The following is a 17,136-nucleotide window of genomic DNA, read 5'->3' as shown; positions in this document are numbered from 1 at the left end:
CTATCAATCGCCCAACCACTTCGAATCCCAACTCCAAACCACGTCCCAATTGTGTCCGGCTTAGCTAGACCACCTCACTTTCGACCCGGCCGGGTGATGATTTTGCTGTCCGGCGGCCCGAATATCTCGATTCGCTTCGGGGAGATGCTCCGTCGGATCACGCTGAATTTGGCAGTGGCCGGCGTGAAGAGTTCGCCCAGGTTGAAATGCCCCTTGAAATGCACAAAGTGCGGTTCTTGCTGGTAATTAAAGCCCCGAAACTCGAGGTAATTCACGATGGCGCCCCGCTGCGTAAACACCCACAAATTGTCGTCCTCGTGCATGTTTTCGTCCCCGGGCCACCGCTGGCCGAGGGACCGGTTGATCGTCTCCAAGGTGGCCGTGGAGGAAAACACATACACGGTGTCCCACGCGAAGGGGGTCACCGTCGCCAGGTCCAGCGGGAGGGTGTCGTTCACCGGCCGATCCGTAATGGGACTGACCGCGGCCACGAACCGCTGTTTAAATGCTTGGTCTTCCGGGGGCAATTCGCTGCACGAGGCCAGGAGCAGGATGAGACCACCAGCGAAAACAGGAGCGGCAAAATTCATCCGGGTAAGGTACACAGGGGAACAGCTGGTTCGCAGAGCACAAATACGCTCGTTTTACTTGTCGGGCCCTTTCGCTGAACGAATCAAGCGGGAGGAAGTAGCTTTGACCATGAGTTTTGAGCAGGAATCATCCTTTACGCCGCCACTGGCTTTCCCAACACTGCAACGCCTGCTCACATGCTTAAAACGTCCCCCAACGTGGCCGTTGCTGCGTGCCGAACAGGATGAGCAAACCCACGTCTTGGGTTACGCCTATGCGGCTGGGGTGCCGCCTGTTTGGGAGGAAGACTTTTTGCTTTGCTTAACGAACCAGAAGTTGTACTTGCTCCTGCACACCGCCACAGGAGAGCAGGAGCTGGCAGTATTGGCGTGGCTGCAAAACTGCCTGCATACCAGCGGTCTAGCAACGGCAGAGTTTCATGAGCCGTGAACGAGGCTCCTTAGGCATTAATACCCCCCTTTTACAATTCGGACCGTTTTCTTGAACGGCTTGAAGCCATTGGCTAGTAGGTGCGAGCCTGTGAGTTCTGCTCATGACGCGCCCGCTGGGCAGCCGCTTGTAATGTTCGGCGCGCCACGTTGACGGAGGCAGGTTCTAACGAGTCATTGAGCGCGCCCGCCGGGTTGTTCACGACATTGCCAAGCAAGCCAGGGAAATTACCCAAAAACAGAAAACTTCGGCCGACGAGGCGCAGGCGCATCAGGACGAAGTAGGCGGGTTCCAACAGCCGGTATTCCTGGACGGGAAAGAGCTGCGCAGCGCCATAATTGCGGATGCGGATGAACTCTTCGTTGTACTCAACGTGGCGGATAGGCAACGCGGTCATGCCGGTAAACAGGGCCAGCAATGCACCCAGAGCACCCAATAATACCCCGTGCAATTCCCAAGGCCACTGATGGGCGACAATGGCGCCAGCATAGACGCCCAACGCCAGCAGGCCGACGAGAGGAATAATCAATTTGTAGAACAGCGTCACGCGGCTCGAAAGTCGAATAAAGGGCATGCAGATGGCAAAGTGATGCGCCGGAAAGGACATAATTACGCTCGTTTTGCTGTATGCACCGTGGCTGTTGCAGAACTAGGTGCAGGTGGTTGCGTTGGTGAAGAGGCAACTTAAAGCCGACCGTAACCGGCCGTACGGGAAGGGGCCCGAAAAGGGCCGTGAAAGTGACGGGCCTGCCGCGGGCCATGGGAAGGCCCGGGCACTAACCCGCGGCGTGCGGCCCGTAGGGGCCGTATTTCGTTTTTGGGCCGGCCTCGTTCAGCCGTTTCGGGGGGCCAGCTGTTACAGGGCTGTACGTTCTGTTTCACCCGTTTTCCTTCTTCCGTTTATGGAGTTGCATTTTGTCCGCCGCGGCACCGGCCGCCCCCTGTTACTGGTTCACGGCATTGGCGGCAGCTGGCGGTCCTGGAACACCATCATCGACGCGCTAGCCGCCGAGCGCGACGTCATCGCCGTGGACTTGCCCGGCCACGGCGAAACCCCCAAGCTAACCGGATTGAACTCCATCGGCACGTTTGCCGATGCACTCACCGGCTTTCTCACCCACCACGACCTGCTCGGCATTGATGCCGTGGGCAGCTCGATGGGCGCGCGGCTGGTGCTGGAGCTGGCCCGGCGCGGCGGGGTGCTGGGTGCCGTGGTGTCGCTGGACCCGGGCGGATTCTGGCAGGGCTGGCAGATTCCGTTCTTCTACCATTCGGTGGACGTGTCGGTAAAGCTGGTGAAGGCCCTGCAGCCGGTGATGCCCGCCCTGGCCGGCTCGGCGGTGGGCCGCACGGTGTTGTTGCCGCAGTTTTCAGCCCGCCCCTGGGCGGTGGATTCGCAGCAGGCCATCGACGAGATGCACACCTTCGCCCACTCGCCCGCCTTCGACGAGTTGCTCGACCAGCTGGCGCACGGCGAAGTGCAGCGGCCCGCGCCCACGGGCAGCATTCCCGAGCCGCTGGTCATCGGCTGGGGCCGGCAGGACCGGGTGTGTTTGCCGAGCCAGTCGGCCCTGGCGCTGGCGAAATTCCCCGACGCCCGCCTGTATTGGTTTGAGCAGTGCGGCCACTTTCCGCAGTGGGACCAGCCCGCCGAAGCCACGCGCCTGATTTTGGCCGTCACCAACCGGCAGCCCTTCACGGACGCCTCCATTGCCCGGGCGAGACCCGCCGTGCCGGCCCCGGCGTTGGCCAAAGCCGCCGTCGCGGGGGCCGCGTTGGCACTGCTGGCCGGCGGCATCTGGCTGCTGTCGGCGCGGCGGAAACAGGGGCGGTAGTCCGGCGAGGAACCGGACGGAAGCACGTTGGCGGCCCGGGCTTCCAGGTACAAAAAAGCCCCGGCCCTTTCGCAGGACCGGGGCTTTAAGTAACTAACCGTTTGTGTAAACATTGCTGGGGCGCTGAATTACGTGTTGTAAACGGTCGTCGTTTACAACACGTAATTCAGCGCTCGATGCAGGGTCGTCTTTATAACGAGAAATTTAGCCCAATGCATGCTCCTCCTGCTTGGTCGAATCAGCCACCGAACGACGTTCTCCGGGCCGGGTTGGGTGCGCCCGGGTCGCCAGCGTGGCGCTGAGCGCCTGCGCGGCGGCGACTACTTGCGCCGGGTAGTGCAGGCGCGCCAGCAATCGAATGGCGTTGCGCGTGGTGAGCGGACCAGCTTTGAGGCGGAAGTCGAAGTACCAGTCGTCCGCCGTGACGGTCTCGCAAAAGTGGTATTCGACGTAGCACGATGGCAAGAGCGCGCCCAGCTCCCCGTCGTGGGTGGCCGCCACGACCCAGCTACGCGGCTGCAAGTAGGCCAGCACGGCCTGGTTGGCGGCGATGCGCTCCTGCGTGTTCGTGCCCTTGAACAGCTCGTCCAGCAGCAGCAGGTAGCTGCCGGGGGCCGCGTCGCAGGCCGCCAGCAGCTCCCGCATGGTTTCGGCTTCGACCAGGTAATAGCTTTTGCCCGTGGGCAGGCTGTCGGCCAGGCTCAGGCTGGTGAGCACCCGGCAAAACGGGGCGCGGTAGGCCGTGGCCGGGCACGTGGCGACCGTCTGGGCCAGCAGGGCGTTCACGCCCAGCGTGCGCATGAAGGTGGTTTTGCCCGCCATGTTCGAGCCCGTAAGCAGCACGCCCGGCCCGGCCAGGGTCAGGTCGTTGGGCACGCACCCCGGTACCAGCGGGTGGTAGCCGCCTTGCAGCTGGATGCCTTCGGCCGCCGGCCCAAAGTGGGGCACGCAGGTGGCGTGGCGCTGGCGGAAGCTGGCCACCGCTAAGGCGCAATCGACGTAGCCGACGGCCTCAAAAACCGTCCGAATCGCGGGCGCCTGCTGCTGCACGGCCACCCGGCAACGGCCATACAGCAGCACGTCGAGCAGCAGCAGCATCTTGAGCAGTTCGAGCACCAGCAAGTTGTCTTCCACCTGAAAGAACGCGACTTGCCACATGAGGGCCCGCAGCCGGGCCAGGGGCGCGGCCAGCGGCGGCAGCGCCCGCAGGGGCAGGGCCGCCCGCTGCAGCGCCTGGCCCGCCCGACGCAAGCGGCCCAGTTGCAGCAGCGGGCGCACACAGTTATTAATCCGCTGGCGCTGCCAGAGATGAAACACCGCGTTGGTGAGGGCCAACGCAAGCGTACCCACCCAGAGCACGGGGAGCCAAAAGCCCCCGAGCAGCGTGGCCAACAGCCCCAGCGCGAGCCCCGGCGCGAAGCGAGCGCCGGGCAACGCGGGGAGGGGCTCGCCGCTAACCAAATCGGTCAGGTAGTACGCCTCGTCGGCCGTCAGCTGGTCGAGGGCGAGCAAGGCGTGCCCGCGGGCCACGGGGTCCTGCGCCAGCAGGGCCGCGGCGGCATCAAACGCGTGCAAGGGGGCCGCGTCGGCAAGCGGGCTGCGCAACCGGTGGTACAGGCACTGCTGGCCGACCGGGCTCACCGTGGCATCGAGCCGTCCAAAGAGCAAGTCGCCGTTCAGGTCCGCCCAGGTTTGGTCCGGCAGGCGCTGGTACGCGGGCTCGTGCTGAACGTGGTCGTAGTAGCGGGCGACCAAGGAGGGGTGGGAGGAGCGCGCAGCCGGCTGGTGCCAGGCCGCCTCCAGGCGGCGTAAGCGCGTGCGGGAAGAAGTCCACATGAGAAGAAGGGGTAGCTACCGGGGCGTGAGCAGGGAAGGGGGTGCCGCTCGTAGCTACGGGCAGCGGGAAAGGTAGCGAAGGAAGGCTGGTAAAAAACGATGCAGACTGTATCGTCAGCTCAGGAGAAGCATTACAGATAATAACCTAGCCTTATCAGCCTTCCACAACTTTCGCTTTTCCGACCGTTTCGCTGAACGATAGTGGCTACTATCTTTCCTGTCTCAACAGCTGTGATGTACTACCTCAACGTTCAGTGGCGGCACGAAGCACCGAACTATCCGGTGGAAATTTGGTCGGAGCTCGATGCCGACCGCTTCGAAACGCGCAAACTGGAGCGGTATGCAACGGGGGCGTGGAAATGCTGGAGCACCGCCCAGCCCGAAGGCTTGGGAACCGTACCCGTGCCGGCGCTGGCCACCATTCAGGAAGCGGAAGAGTTCACGGCACAGGAAATCGACCGCGCCACCTTTGAACAGGTGTGGAAAGGCTTCAGCCCGGCAGAAAATTGAACCGCTCCCTTTTGCTTTTTGGACCCTTTCGCTGAACGCGTAGGAGTGCCTCTTTCCCCTTTAACCAACGCTACGCTACGTCATCCACACGTTGACCGTGCGTTCTACGGCGCCATTACGCACCACGTACACATCCCCGCGCGAATACCGGAGGCGCGCCACGATGGTCTCCACGTAGTAATAGTTTCGGCCATCGCCGGGGGTACAGGACGCGGAGAACGCCAAGCGAACGGGCGCGCCTTTCTCATCCGGGGGGCGCAGGTCCGTTTTGTTGCTCAGCACCGCTACTTGGTGGCGTAAAACCGCAATTTCTTTGGACTCATTGGGCGTGGCGAGGCAGTCCGCGCGCAAGGCGTGCCGGACCACCGTGTCTGCCTCCAGGTCGACGAACCGCAGCAGGCGTTCGTGTCGAAACCGAAAGTTGTTGGCCTCGGTTTCGGTAGGAAATCGACGGAACCGCGGGGCTATTTCAACCGGTATGGTTGCTGGTTTCGTGAGCTGCAGGGTGGTCTGGCAATGGAATCGATACACGACTTCCACTTCGGAATACTGCTGAACCGGCGGCTGCTGCTGGCAAGAGGCGGCCAGCAGCAGCCCCACGGCCCACGGGCTCATCCGCTGCGCAAAAAGGAAAGGGTTCATCATCGGAGCAAGGGCACGGTTGTCTGGACGCGTGAGGCATTTCAGGGCGCGCGGCCAACCAGACCCGAAAGTAGTGGCACAGACGGCACCACGGGCCCACTACGATGTGTGATGTGAACCCTCGTTTTACTATTCGGACCCTTTTTGTGAACAGGATTCGCTGCGATTCAGCAGCAACTACTCCTACCCGGGTGCACCTGCGGTCGAGGGCGCCGCACTGCCCGGCGAGGGCCCGCCACCGATGCCCTGGTGTTCGGGGGCCGGCCCGTACCTTTCGGCGACGCTCGGGCTTCAAGCGCCCCGCGCGGGCGCCTACCGCCGTTGCCGGTGGCTACACTTTGCAGGCTTTCCTGGCGGTGTTGGATAGCGCGCCGTATCGCTGCCGCCGTGCGGGCGCTGCCGTGGAGTACTTGTCCCATCGGTGAGTGCGAATTTCAGGCCTGGAAAATACCCCATCACCCTCTAGGACTGTACACCTAGAGCATCTCATCTCATGCATCCACTTCCCCCTCAGAGACCGTAGGTTGCCAAAAATTTACCCCTCGAATACCGCCTAAATGCGACCAATACTACTACTACTACTACTACTCGTTGCCGTTTTTTCCTTGTTATCCGTTTCGGCAGTTGCCCAGAAACTTACCGGGCAGGTGGTAGACAGCACCTTTTCCCAACCGATACCAAGTGCCACCGTGCAGGTAAAACGCACGCAGGCGGGTACGCTCACGAGTACCACGGGAACGTTCACGCTGACCAATCTGCAGCCAGCCGACATACTGGTTTTTTCGTCCCTGGGCTACAAATCGAAGGAAATTCAGTACACGGGGCAAACCAACCTGACGGTTAACTTGGTGGCGGGCCTTGCCCTCAATGAGGTCGTCGTAACGGCGCTGGGGCTGGAGCGCAACGCCCAGAGCCTGGGCTACGCGGTGCAGAAGGTAGAGGGCCGGCAGGTCAGCGAGGTGAAGGCGGCAAACTTCCTCGACAATCTGGCGGGCAAGGTGGCGGGCGTCCTGGTCACGGCCGGCTCAACCGGGGTGGGGGCATCGTCGCGCATCACCATCCGGGGCGAATCGTCCTTCACCAACAATAATCCCCTCTTTGTGGTCGACGGCATTGTGATAAACAACGCCACGGTGGTCAACCGCGTCAACGACGATGCCAACGGGTTTCAGGAAATCGATTTTGGCAACGGGGCTGGGGAAATCAACCCCGACGACGTGGCGTCGGTGTCGGTGCTGAAAGGACCGAGCGCGGCGGCTCTCTATGGAACCCGTGCCTCCAATGGGGTTATCCTGGTTACCACCAAAGACGGTTCGTCGGCGGGCAAAGGCATTGGCGTGAGCTTCAACAGCACCTTCTACGCCGAGCGGCCGTTTCAGCTACCCCGCTTTCAGAACACCTACGGGCAGGGCAATAGCGGGGCATTCAAGTACGGCGACGGCCTGGGCGGAGGTGTCAACGACAACATCACCTACAGCTACGGCCCTAAGCTGGACGCGGGCGTGCTGACCCCGCAGTACGACAGCCCCGTGACCCTGCCCGACGGCCGGGTGGTGCGCGGAGCCGATACGCGGCTCTACAGCGGACTCCCCATCACCCCGACCCCGTTTGTGTCGCACCCCGACAACCTGAAGGATTTTTACCAGACGGGGCATACGGCCATCAACAACCTGGCGGTTTCGGGCGATTACGATAAAGGCAGCTACCGGCTTTCCTTCACGGACCTCAACAGCCAGTCGATTATTCCGGGGGTGGACCTCAAGCGCAAAACCCTGGCTGCCCGGCTGCAGTTTGACCCGACCCGGTGGCTGAAGGTCAACTCCTCGCTCAACTACATCAACAGCGGCAGCAAAAACCGCCCCGCCACCAAGTACGGTTCGGAAAACACCAATTACGCCCTGAGTGCCTGGCTGGGCCGCCAAACCGATGTCAACCCCATGAAGCAGTACTGGCAGCCGGGGCTGGAGGGCATTCAGCAATTTTCTTACAACTATACCTTCTTCGACAACCCCTATTTTACGCTCTACGAAAACCGGAATTCGTTTACCCGCGACCGGCTCATCGGCAATCTGGCCCTCACGGCCGAATTGGCCAATAGCCTGACGCTGATGGTGCGTAGCAGCATGGACTACTCCAATGAGGACCGCCAGTTTCGGCGGGCCTTCAGCAGCAACCGCTTCAAGAGCGGCGCGTACGCCGAAAACGGCGTGTTTTTCCGGGAAATCAACACCGACTTCCTGCTGAATTACGCCCGCAGCCTGGGGCCGCTGTCGCTCGACGTATCGGCCGGCGGCAACCGCCTGGACCAGCAGACCTCGTTCGACCAATACCAGGCCCTGACGCTGGCACAGCCGGGCGTGTTCAAGCTCAACAACGCCGCCTCGCCGGTAGAGGTGTACCAGCAGAGCGGCCGCAAGCGCATCAACAGCCTGTATGCCCTGGCCAAGCTGGGTTATAAGGACCTCTTGTTTGTGGATATCACCGGGCGGAACGACTGGTCGAGCGCCCTGGCTACGCCAAGCTCTACGGCCAACACGTCCTTTTTCTACCCGTCAGTATCGGCCAGCTGGGTGCTGTCGAACCAGTTCCAACTGCCCGCGGACGTGTCCTTTGCCAAAGTACGGGCCAGCGCCGCCAACGTCGGCAACGACACCAGTCCCTATCAGACTGCGGGGGTATACAACGCCCGGAACCCGGTTTTTTCGCAGCCGGCGTTCAGCGACCAGAGCACCATTGCCAACACCAACCTGAAACCGGAGTCGATTACCTCGCTGGAAGTCGGGGCGGATGTGCGTTTCCTCAACGACCGGCTGGGGTTCGACCTGACCTATTACGATTCCCGCACCAGCAATCAGATTCTGTCGCTGCCCATTGCCATCCCGACGGGCTACAGCGAACGGGTCATCAACGGCGGGGAGGTGCGGTCGCGGGGTATCGAGGCGGTGGTGAACGCCACGCCCGTGCAGACGAGCCGCTTCCGGTGGAATGTGAACCTGAATTTCAGCCGGAACCGGACCACCGTGGTGTCCCTGCCCTCAGAAGCCGGCACCCTGACACTGGGCTACAACCGCATCTACGACAACGTGAACCAGACGGTGTGGTACCAGGTGCGGCAGGGCGACCGCCTGGGCGACATGTGGGGAACGGGCTACCTGCGCAGCCCACAGGGCGACTTCGTGGTGGGCAGCAACGGGCAGTACATTGCCGACAACACCCTGAAGAAGTTGGGTAACTACAACCCCGACTTCGTAGTAGGCCTGTCGAACCAGTTCAGCGTCGGCAACTGGAACCTAGGCTTTCTGCTTGACTGGCGGCAGGGCGGCATTCTGGTATCGCGCACGCTGGCCCTGGCCGGCGTGGCGGGTCAGTTGATTGAAACGGCCGACCGGCCCGATGCGGGCATCGTGGCCAAAGGCGTGGTGAATACCGGCACCGCCGAAAACCCAAACTACCAGCCCAATACCCGCGCCATTCCGGCTGAAACCTACTACCGGATGTACTACGACCGGAACCACGAGGAGAATAATACCTACGATGCCTCGTATGTGAAGCTGCGGGAATTTACCATTGGCTACAGCGTGCCCCAAACGGCCTGGTTGGCCAAAAAGCTGCGCACGCAGCAGCTGACCATTGCCCTGGTGGGACGGAACCTGCTGGCCCTCTCGCACATCCCGCACTTCGACCCCGAGCAGACCTCGTTCCAGCAAAATCAACTGCAGACGGGCGTCGAGGACATGACCTACCCCACTACCCGCAACGTGGGCTTGAAACTAAGCGCGAACTTTTAAGCCCTACCACCCGAACATGAAACGGAAATTATATAGCGTCCTGCTGCTGAGTGCCCTGGCGGGCTTTTTGCCCGCCTGTACGGACGGCTTCGAGGAAATCAACACGAATCCCAACGCGCCGGTCGACGTGCAACCGTCGCTCCTGCTACGCAAAATCATCTTTGACTACGGCGAACAGATGTCCTACGAAGGCTTCGTGGCGGGCAACCTACTGGGGCAGTACTTCACGGCCATCGACTTCAACCTGTTTGACCGGCACAGCCTGAGCGAACCGCAGTACGGCGGCAACCCCTGGCCGTTTCTGTACAGCAATCTGCGGGACAACGAGATTGTGCTGCAAAAAGCGCGCGCGAATCCCGCTTTCGCGGTGTACGAAGGACCGGCCCTGATACTGAAAGCCTACCTGGCCGCCTCGCTGACGGACCTGTACGGCGACGTGCCCTACAGCGAAGCGCTGCAAGGGAAAGCGGGGGTGATTGCGCCGGCCTACGACACGCAGGAGTCCATTTACACGGCGCCCGGCGGCATCCTCGACAACTTGGACAAGGGCATCGCCTCTATCAATAATTACAAAGGGGTTACGCTGCTCGACGGTGATATAATCTATAATGGCAACCGCAGCAAATGGATACTATTTGCCAACTCCCTGAAGATTAAATACCTGATGCGTATATCAGGGAAGATAAACGTGCAGGTTGCCCTTCAAAAAGTCGTGACCGAAGGCAATTATATCCGGACGAATGCGGACAATGCCGTGTACCGATTTTCGCTGGCGCAGCCCAACAATTTCCGCATGGCGACCGCCCGTGTTGGTGATTTCAACCTGTTTATCATGTCCAAAACCAGCGAGGAGCTGCTTACGGGACTGAGCGACCCCCGGATAGCGACGTATTTTCGACCCACGGCGGCCAATCCGGGCACCTACAAAGGTCTGTTGAACGGTCCTGATGCCTCAAAACTCTCTATTTCGCTGGCCGATTACTCGTTGACGGGAACCATCTTTCGGGAAAGCTCGGACCGATTATCGGCCAACTACATGACCGCGGGCGAAACCAGTTTCTGGCTGGCCGAAGCCGCCGAGCGTAATCTGGTGTCCGCATCGGCGAGGACCTTGTATGAGCAGGGCGTTGCCCAGTCGTTTGCCTACTGGGGAACGACGCTGCCCGCCAGCTACCTCACCAGCAGCCCGGTGGCTTACGGTCAGAATGGTCAGGACCCCATCGAGCAGATACTGACGCAGAAATGGCTAGCCAACATCAACAACGGCTACGAAGGCTGGACCGAGTACCGCCGGACGGGTTTTCCCCGCCTAAAAACGATTTCGGCAAGCCTTAACAACGGGCTGATTCCCAAGCGAATGCCCTACCCCGCCACGGAAAGTGCGCTGAACGCGGTGCAATACAAAAAAGCGGCCGACAACACCCAAAATAACAGCGTCAACGCGCCCGTATGGTGGGCTCGCTGATTACCCCCGTATGAGTACAACCTTGTGGCAATGGGCGTTGGTCCTGGCCTCCAGCATTACGCTGTTTTTGGTATCGCCGCTGTCCCGGACCGCGGCCGAATTTTTCAGAGGCGCCCGCAAGGAGCGAACCCCCAATGCTGTTTTCCTGACGAGTAGTCTGGTCATCTCCTGGCTGTTTGCCAAGTCGATTACCAATGCCGCCAACCTGGGCCAAAGCTTCGGGCTGGTGGGGGGCGTGGCCTACGCGGGGTATTACCTGTCGTTTCTGGTAGCCGGTTTCGTCATCGTCTCCATGCGCAACAAGGGGGGCTACCGCAGCATCCACCATTTTCTGGAATCGAAATATGGCGCGGGGGCGGTGGTTGTCTTTACCTTCCTGATTATCATTCGGCTGTACAACGAAATCTGGTCCAACACCATCGTCATCGGCTCTTACTTTGGCGCGCAGGGCACCACCGCATACTACGTAGCCATTGTGGTGTTCACCCTGCTCACGCTGGCCTACACGCTCAAGGGCGGCATGGGCAGCTCGATTATGACCGACGTGATTCAGCTGTCGCTCTTTGTGGTGTTGCTCACGGTTATTCTGGGTTTTATCCTGCCGCAGTACGGGGGTAGCCTGCAGCCCTTCCTGCGCAGCGGGGAATGGACCTTGGGGCAGGGCGTCGATTTGCTGCTGGTGGCGTTGGTGCAGTGTTTCAGCTACCCCTTTCACGACCCGGTGCTCACCGACCGGGGGTTTATCTCCGATACGCGCACGACGCTCAGGTCGTACCTCTGGGCTGGGGCCATCGGCGCGGGCTGCATCATCTTTTTCAGCTTCGTGGGAATCTTCGCCAAGCTCAACGGCCTGACCGGCGAAGCCCCGGTGGCCGTGGCGCGGTACTTCGGGGTGCCCATGCTGCTGCTCATGAACCTCATCATGGTTACTTCGGCCTCGTCGACCCTCGATTCGGCCATGGCCTCCTTTTCCAAGCTAATCAGTGTTGACCTGAGCAAAGCGGCCGTGCCCAGCGTGTCGAGAGGGCGGTGGGCCATGGTGGTGTTGACGGTACTGGGCACCATCCCGGTGTTTTTCAACCCCGCCATTCTGTCGGCGACGACCATCAGCGGCACGCTGGTGCTGGGCCTGGCACCCGTGTTTTTGTTCTGGAACGTGCCCGTGCCGCGCCTTGCCTTCCACCTGTCGGTCGTGGGGGGGCTGGTGCTGGGCGGTTTGCTGACGCTGTTTCCCCTGCCCGATACCCTGCACTTGGGCGACGGCAAATACGGGGGGCTGCTCAGCACGAACCTGATTTCGTCGGCTTTCTGTTTCGGGGTATTCGGCCTCTGTACGCTTCTCCGCAAAAAGCCTTCTCATGGATAGCCCACTCCCCAAAGATCTCGGCACGCGAAGCGGCCGGCTGCTCGTTTTCGGCGGGCCCTACTCGAACTTCCAGGCCCTGGAGTCACTGAAAGACATTGCCGACCAGCTGCAGATTCCAGCGGGCAACATCATCTGCACCGGCGACATCGTGGGCTACTGCGCCCAACCCGAAGCCTCGGTGCAGTTTGTGAAAAGCTGGGGGGTTCACGTCATCCAGGGCAACGTGGAACAGAATATCATCCGGGGCGAAGACGACTGCGGCTGCAACTTCGCCGAGGGCAGCCGGTGTGACCTGTTGTCCCGCGCCTGGTTTCCCTACGCGGTGCGGAGCCTATCGGCCGGCTCGGTCGCCTGGCTGAGTAACCTGCCGCTCCAACTGTTTTTCCGGTATGCGGGCAAGGCGGTCGCCGTGCTGCACGGGGCGTCCACCGGCATCGCCGATTTTGTGTTCGCTTCCACCCCCTGGCCGGTGAAAGAAAGCAGCTTTGCCGCTACCGGGGCCGAGGTGCTCCTGGCCGGCCACGCCGGACTACCCTTTGTCGATGCGCGTGCGGGGCACTGCTGGCTGAACGCAGGCGTGATTGGGATGCCCGCCAACGATGGCACCCCGCGGGTCTGGTATCTGCTGCTCGATGATACCAACGGCCGGTTTAGCTACACCTTTCACGCCTTTACTTACGACAACGGCAGGGCTCATGAGTTAATGCGGGCCAATGGGCTCCCCGATTCCTATGCGCACACGCTCCTAACGGGCATCTGGGATAACTGCGAGATTTTGCCAACGGACGAGAAGGCTTTACAGGGCCGGGCCATTACGCTGCATTAGGAATGCTAACGAATTAAAAGGCTCCTTTTAATGAACCACCTTCGCAGGCCTGCGCCCTGCGGCAAAGTGACCTCAATAGGGCCGGGAGAGTTTAAGAAACTCGTCTACGATTCCTCGTTTACGAAACGCGCCAAAGGGATGAGTTTCGTAAACTCCTCCTTTGGGCAGGAGCACTACCGCATGGGCGGGAAATCCGATCGGACATGTTCTTCGTCAGATGCTAGCTTATGGCTGCTTTAGCCCCTGAGCAAGTGCACCGCTGTTTTAGCTGCCTTCCTTAACGGGAGTGGACGGCCGGCTGCCCTTCGTCTACCCTATTCAACCCTTCGTCAGGCCCGCATGACCAGTGGTGTAAAGACCTGAAAATTCACATGTTCATGCGATACCGCCGCCTGTTATCTGGGTCGACCTTTGCGGGACCGTGTGAACGGGCGTCAATCGCTTCTCTTTTTTATTCTTTTTCCCTATTGATGTTGAAACACTTCTCCTCTTTGATACCCCTGCCGGGCGGCACCCGCCCGGCCGCCCTGCTGGCCCTGAGCCTGGGGCTAGCCCCGGCCGCCTTTGGGCAGGCCATCACCTTCGCCCCAGTCGCGAACTACGGGGCCGGTGCTACTTCCCAAGACGTGGCGGTGGGCGACTTCAACGGCGATGGCCAGCCCGACCTGGCCACGGCCAACGGCATTCCCGCCACCGCCGTGTCGGTGCTGCTCAACACGGGCGCGGGCAGCTTCGCGGCAGCCACGAACTACGCACTCCCAGCCGGTTCGGAAGCCTTTCGTGTGGCGGTGGGCGACTTCAACGGCGATAGCAAGCCGGACCTGGTCACGGCCAACCGTCGGGGTGGCAGCGTGTCGGTGCTGCTGAATTTAGGCACCGGCACCTTCGCGGCGACCGTCAACTACTCAGTCGGCGGCACTATCGGCGGCGTGGCGGTGGGCGACTTCAACGGCGATGGCAAAGCCGACATTGCCGCCGCCAAAGGTAATGGCGTAGCAGTGCTGCTGAACACGGGCACGGGCAGCTTCGCGGCCGCCGTCCCCTATGCGGCCGGCACTACTCCCGTCACCGTGGCAGTGGGCGACTTCAACGGCGATGGCAAGCCCGACCTGGTTACGGCCAACAGCGGCTCCTTGGTGTCGGTACTGCTGAATTCAGGCACGGGCAGCTTCGGGACAGCCGTCAACTACGCGGTCGGTGCCCCTGGTAGCAGCAACAACTACGTGACGGTGGGCGACTTTAACGGCGACAGCAAGCCCGACCTGGCCGTGGCCAACAGCTCCCGCACCGTGGCGGTGCTGCTGAACACGGGCTCGGGCAGTTTCGCGGCGGCCGTTGGCTACAGTATTGACTCGGGTAGTCCTAGCAGCGTAGCGGTGGGCGACTTCGACTTCGATGGCAAGCCCGACTTGGCGGTGTCGCCCCAAGTTGGCACCATCGTGCTGGTACTGCGAGGCACGGGCACGGGCAGCTTCGGAGACGCCACCAGCTACGCGGTTGGCGCTGGTGCCCGCGGCGTGGCAGTGGGCGACTTCAACGCCGACGGCCGCGCCGACATCGCTGCGGCCATTACCAGCAGCGCTACCGTCGGCAAAGTGGGGGTGCTACTGAACACGACCGAAACCGACCTGGTGATAAGCGACGCCAAAGACATACCAGCTGGCTTCTACCGCAACATCACGATTCAGGATGGGGGCATTGGTGCCCTTACCGGCAACATCTCCGTGAGCGGGGCGTTCGTGGTGCAAGATGGCGGCATCCTCAACACCGCTTCCGGCACGAGCTGCTACCCCCTCAGCGGGGCGGGCACGTTCACACTGGCGGCCGGGGGCACGCTAGCTAGCTGTGATGCTGACGGCATTGCCCTGACTGGTGCCACGGGCCCCATCCAGACCACTGGAGCGCGCAGCTTCTCCGACGATGCCTCCTATAGCTACACCGGCACGGCTGCCCAAGTTACCGGCCCGGGCCTGCCCGCTACTGTGCGTAACCTGACCACCACCAATGCGCTCAACGTGACGCTGAGCCAGGCCGTGGCCATCCGGCGTACCCTCGCCGTGGGCGGGGCCGGCAACCTAGTACTCAACGGCCAGGCCCTCACCCTGCTCTCCAACGCGAGCGGCACGGCCCTCATTGCGAATACAGGTACGGGCATCGTCAGCGGCCTGACCGGCACGATGCAGCGTCACATCGAGACCAATACGGAGAGCAATGGCTACCGCCACTACAGCTCGCCCGTCCAGGCCGAGACCTTCAACACGCTGGCTGCCGGTTCCTATTCCCCGAACTTTAGCGGGGCCGCGGCCTACAACGGCTCGGCTACGCCGGGCAGCGTCACGCCCTTCCCCACGGTGTTTGCCTACAACCAGGACCGCATCCCGACCAGCCCGAGCAACTACACGAACTTCGATAAGGGCTTCGAGGCCATCACCAGCGGTTCGCAGCTCCTGGAAGTGGGTCGGGGCTATGCCGTGCAGGCCCCGGGCAACCTCCTGGTCGACTTCACGGGTCAGTTCACCACCGGCAATGTGACGCGCGCCGGCCTGGACCGCGACCAGAACGCGCAGGGCACGGGCGTAGGCATGGGCTGGCATTTGCTGGGCAACCCCTATCCTTCGCCCCTTGACTGGCGCACCCTCACGCAGGGCGCCCTGGACCGCGACCACCTGCAACACCTGGACGCGGCCGTGTACGTGGTGCAGAGCTCGGGCCCCTACGACGGCACCTACCGCACCTACCTGGCCGAGGGCCCCGACGACCAGGAGGCGAGCCCCCTCATCCCCGCCGGGCAGGGCTTCTTCGTGCGCACCACCGCGGCCGGCACCCCCGGCACGCTGCGCCTGACCAACGACAACCGCGTCACCGCCTTCGGCGCCCAGCCGGCCTTCGGCCGCGGCGGCAACGACCGCCGCCCGGTGGTGCGCCTGCGCCTGCGCAACGCCGCCGGCACGGGCACGGACCAGGTGACGCTGTACGCCGACGCCCAGGCCACGGCCGGCGTGGATGCGCGCTACGACGCCACCAAACTGGCCAACCCGTCGGGGTTGAACCTGTCGTCGGTTTCGGCTACGGGCGAGGCGCTGGCCATCGACGGCCGCCCGGCCTTCGCCGCCGGCACGGCCATTGCCCTGCGCCTGAGCGTGCCCACGGCCGGCACCTACACCCTGACCGCTGTCCGCGTCGCCCACCTGCCGGCCGGGCAGGTGGCCTACCTGCACGACGCGGCCACCGGCCAGCAAGTGGACCTGGCGGCCCAGCCCGCCACCACCGTCACGCTGCCGGCGGGCCTGAGCACGCGCTACCGCCTGGTCTTTGCCCCGGCCACGGCCCTGGCCGCGGCCCCGGCCCTGACGGCGGCGCAGGTGGCCCTGTTCCCCAACCCGGCCGGGCCGGCCGCCGCGGTGCAGGTGACGCTGCCCGTGGCCGCCGGCACCCGCACGGCCCGCGCCACGGTGTGCAACGCCCTGGGCCAGGTCGTGCGCGAGACGGCCCTGACGGTGCAAGCCGGGCAGGCCAGCGGCACCCTCCGCACGGCCGGCCTGGCCGCCGGCGTCTACGTCGTGCGCCTGCACGCCGGCGCCGAGGTGGTCAGCAAGCGCTTGGTTATCAATTAGTCACTGCTTATGCGCCCGCTGGCGCCCCCGACCGTCTTGGTCCCGGGCGCCGGCCCCGCTTCTCTTTTCTTCCCCGTTAACTTCTTGTTTATGCGTTCTTTTCACTTCCTTGCCCGGCGCCTGGCCGGGTTGACCCTGGCCGCGGGGCTGCTGCTCCACGCGGCCCCGGCCCGGGCCCAGGCCACCAGCGACGAGCCCGGCAGCACCGGCCCCCGGCCCGGGGCGCCCCCGGCC

At 62.5% G+C, this 17,136-nt stretch carries 12 protein-coding genes and 1 pseudogene; 8 read left to right on the top strand and 5 right to left on the bottom strand.

What is annotated here, in order from left to right:
* Window positions 1-74: 74 nt before the first annotated feature.
* Window positions 75-590 (bottom strand): hypothetical protein, encoded by a 516-nt coding sequence (locus tag I2I05_RS21565; protein ID WP_196284344.1) that lies wholly within the window; start codon window positions 588-590, stop codon window positions 75-77.
* Window positions 591-648: 58 nt separating this feature from the next.
* Here I2I05_RS21565 and I2I05_RS21560 point away from each other — a divergent pair, with 58 nt between their 5' ends.
* A complete protein-coding gene (locus I2I05_RS21560; RefSeq protein ID WP_196284343.1) occupies window positions 649-1,020 on the top strand; it encodes a hypothetical protein in 372 nt (123 codons plus the stop codon).
* A 73-nt stretch (window positions 1,021-1,093) separates the two neighbouring features.
* Here the strand turns inward: I2I05_RS21560 and I2I05_RS21555 are convergent, their stop codons facing one another.
* Window positions 1,094-1,627: a hypothetical protein gene (locus I2I05_RS21555; protein ID WP_196284342.1), complete on the bottom strand. Its 534-nt coding sequence runs from the start codon at window positions 1,625-1,627 to the stop codon at window positions 1,094-1,096.
* 295 nt (window positions 1,628-1,922) lie between these two features.
* Here I2I05_RS21555 and I2I05_RS21550 point away from each other — a divergent pair, with 295 nt between their 5' ends.
* Window positions 1,923-2,855: an alpha/beta fold hydrolase gene (locus tag I2I05_RS21550; protein ID WP_196284341.1), complete on the top strand. Its 933-nt coding sequence runs from the start codon at window positions 1,923-1,925 to the stop codon at window positions 2,853-2,855.
* A 204-nt stretch (window positions 2,856-3,059) separates the two neighbouring features.
* On the opposite strand, the gene I2I05_RS21545 is transcribed toward I2I05_RS21550, so the two are convergent.
* Entirely contained in the window at window positions 3,060-4,691 is a 1,632-nt protein-coding gene (locus I2I05_RS21545; RefSeq protein WP_196284340.1) for a MutS-related protein, read from the bottom strand.
* A 201-nt stretch (window positions 4,692-4,892) separates the two neighbouring features.
* Between I2I05_RS21545 and I2I05_RS21540 the strand changes: the two genes are divergently transcribed.
* Window positions 4,893-5,201 carry a DUF6881 domain-containing protein gene (locus I2I05_RS21540; protein WP_196284339.1) on the top strand — a complete coding sequence of 103 codons (309 nt, stop codon included), beginning with the start codon at window positions 4,893-4,895 and terminating at the stop codon, window positions 5,199-5,201.
* A 75-nt stretch (window positions 5,202-5,276) separates the two neighbouring features.
* Here the strand turns inward: I2I05_RS21540 and I2I05_RS21535 are convergent, their stop codons facing one another.
* Window positions 5,277-5,846, bottom strand: a complete 570-nt coding sequence (locus I2I05_RS21535; RefSeq protein ID WP_196284338.1) for a hypothetical protein — start codon at window positions 5,844-5,846, stop codon at window positions 5,277-5,279.
* A gap of 314 nt (window positions 5,847-6,160) precedes the next feature.
* Window positions 6,161-6,262 (bottom strand): annotated as a pseudogene (locus tag I2I05_RS22505) (IS481 family transposase); the annotation flags it as partial.
* Window positions 6,263-6,448: 186 nt separating this feature from the next.
* On the opposite strand from I2I05_RS22505, the gene I2I05_RS21530 reads away from it, so the two are divergent.
* The 5 genes from I2I05_RS21530 to I2I05_RS22240 all read left to right on the top strand — a co-directional run bounded on the left by I2I05_RS21530 (window position 6,449) and on the right by I2I05_RS22240 (window position 16,902).
* Window positions 6,449-9,631 (top strand): SusC/RagA family TonB-linked outer membrane protein, encoded by a 3,183-nt coding sequence (locus tag I2I05_RS21530; protein ID WP_230688477.1) that lies wholly within the window; start codon window positions 6,449-6,451, stop codon window positions 9,629-9,631.
* Window positions 9,632-9,647: 16 nt separating this feature from the next.
* Complete coding sequence (locus I2I05_RS21525) at window positions 9,648-11,096, top strand: SusD/RagB family nutrient-binding outer membrane lipoprotein (protein WP_196284336.1); 1,449 nt, start codon at window positions 9,648-9,650, stop codon at window positions 11,094-11,096.
* A 10-nt stretch (window positions 11,097-11,106) separates the two neighbouring features.
* Complete coding sequence (locus I2I05_RS21520) at window positions 11,107-12,462, top strand: SLC5/6 family protein (protein ID WP_196284335.1); 1,356 nt, start codon at window positions 11,107-11,109, stop codon at window positions 12,460-12,462.
* On the top strand, window positions 12,455-13,288 hold the full coding sequence (locus I2I05_RS21515; RefSeq protein ID WP_196284334.1) for a metallophosphoesterase family protein: 834 nt from the start codon (window positions 12,455-12,457) through the stop codon (window positions 13,286-13,288). The genes I2I05_RS21520 and I2I05_RS21515 overlap by 8 nt, the downstream gene beginning before the upstream one ends.
* A gap of 470 nt (window positions 13,289-13,758) precedes the next feature.
* Complete coding sequence (locus I2I05_RS22240; protein ID WP_196284333.1) at window positions 13,759-16,902, top strand: T9SS type A sorting domain-containing protein; 3,144 nt, start codon at window positions 13,759-13,761, stop codon at window positions 16,900-16,902.
* Window positions 16,903-17,136 lie beyond the last annotated feature (234 nt).

This window comes from Hymenobacter jeongseonensis, from assembly GCF_015694725.1.
GTDB classification, from domain to species: Bacteria; Bacteroidota; Bacteroidia; order Cytophagales; family Hymenobacteraceae; genus Hymenobacter; species Hymenobacter jeongseonensis.
Note: the sequence above shows the minus strand (reverse complement) of the source record. Positions and strands in the feature narration are given on the sequence as shown.

What these genes read in the sequence shown, in the direction of transcription:
- I2I05_RS21565 (WP_196284344.1), bottom strand. Translation starts at nt 590, where the DNA reads ATGAATTTTGCCGCTCCTGTTTTCGCTGGTGGTCTCATCCTGCTCCTG.
- I2I05_RS21555 (WP_196284342.1), bottom strand. Translation starts at nt 1,627, where the DNA reads ATGTCCTTTCCGGCGCATCACTTTGCCATCTGCATGCCCTTTATTCGA.
- I2I05_RS21550 (WP_196284341.1), top strand. Translation starts at nt 1,923, where the DNA reads ATGGAGTTGCATTTTGTCCGCCGCGGCACCGGCCGCCCCCTGTTACTG.
- I2I05_RS21545 (WP_196284340.1), bottom strand. Translation starts at nt 4,691, where the DNA reads ATGTGGACTTCTTCCCGCACGCGCTTACGCCGCCTGGAGGCGGCCTGG.
- I2I05_RS21535 (WP_196284338.1), bottom strand. Translation starts at nt 5,846, where the DNA reads ATGATGAACCCTTTCCTTTTTGCGCAGCGGATGAGCCCGTGGGCCGTG.
- I2I05_RS21525 (WP_196284336.1), top strand. Translation starts at nt 9,648, where the DNA reads ATGAAACGGAAATTATATAGCGTCCTGCTGCTGAGTGCCCTGGCGGGC.
- I2I05_RS21520 (WP_196284335.1), top strand. Translation starts at nt 11,107, where the DNA reads ATGAGTACAACCTTGTGGCAATGGGCGTTGGTCCTGGCCTCCAGCATT.
- I2I05_RS21515 (WP_196284334.1), top strand. Translation starts at nt 12,455, where the DNA reads ATGGATAGCCCACTCCCCAAAGATCTCGGCACGCGAAGCGGCCGGCTG.
- I2I05_RS22240 (WP_196284333.1), top strand. Translation starts at nt 13,759, where the DNA reads ATGTTGAAACACTTCTCCTCTTTGATACCCCTGCCGGGCGGCACCCGC.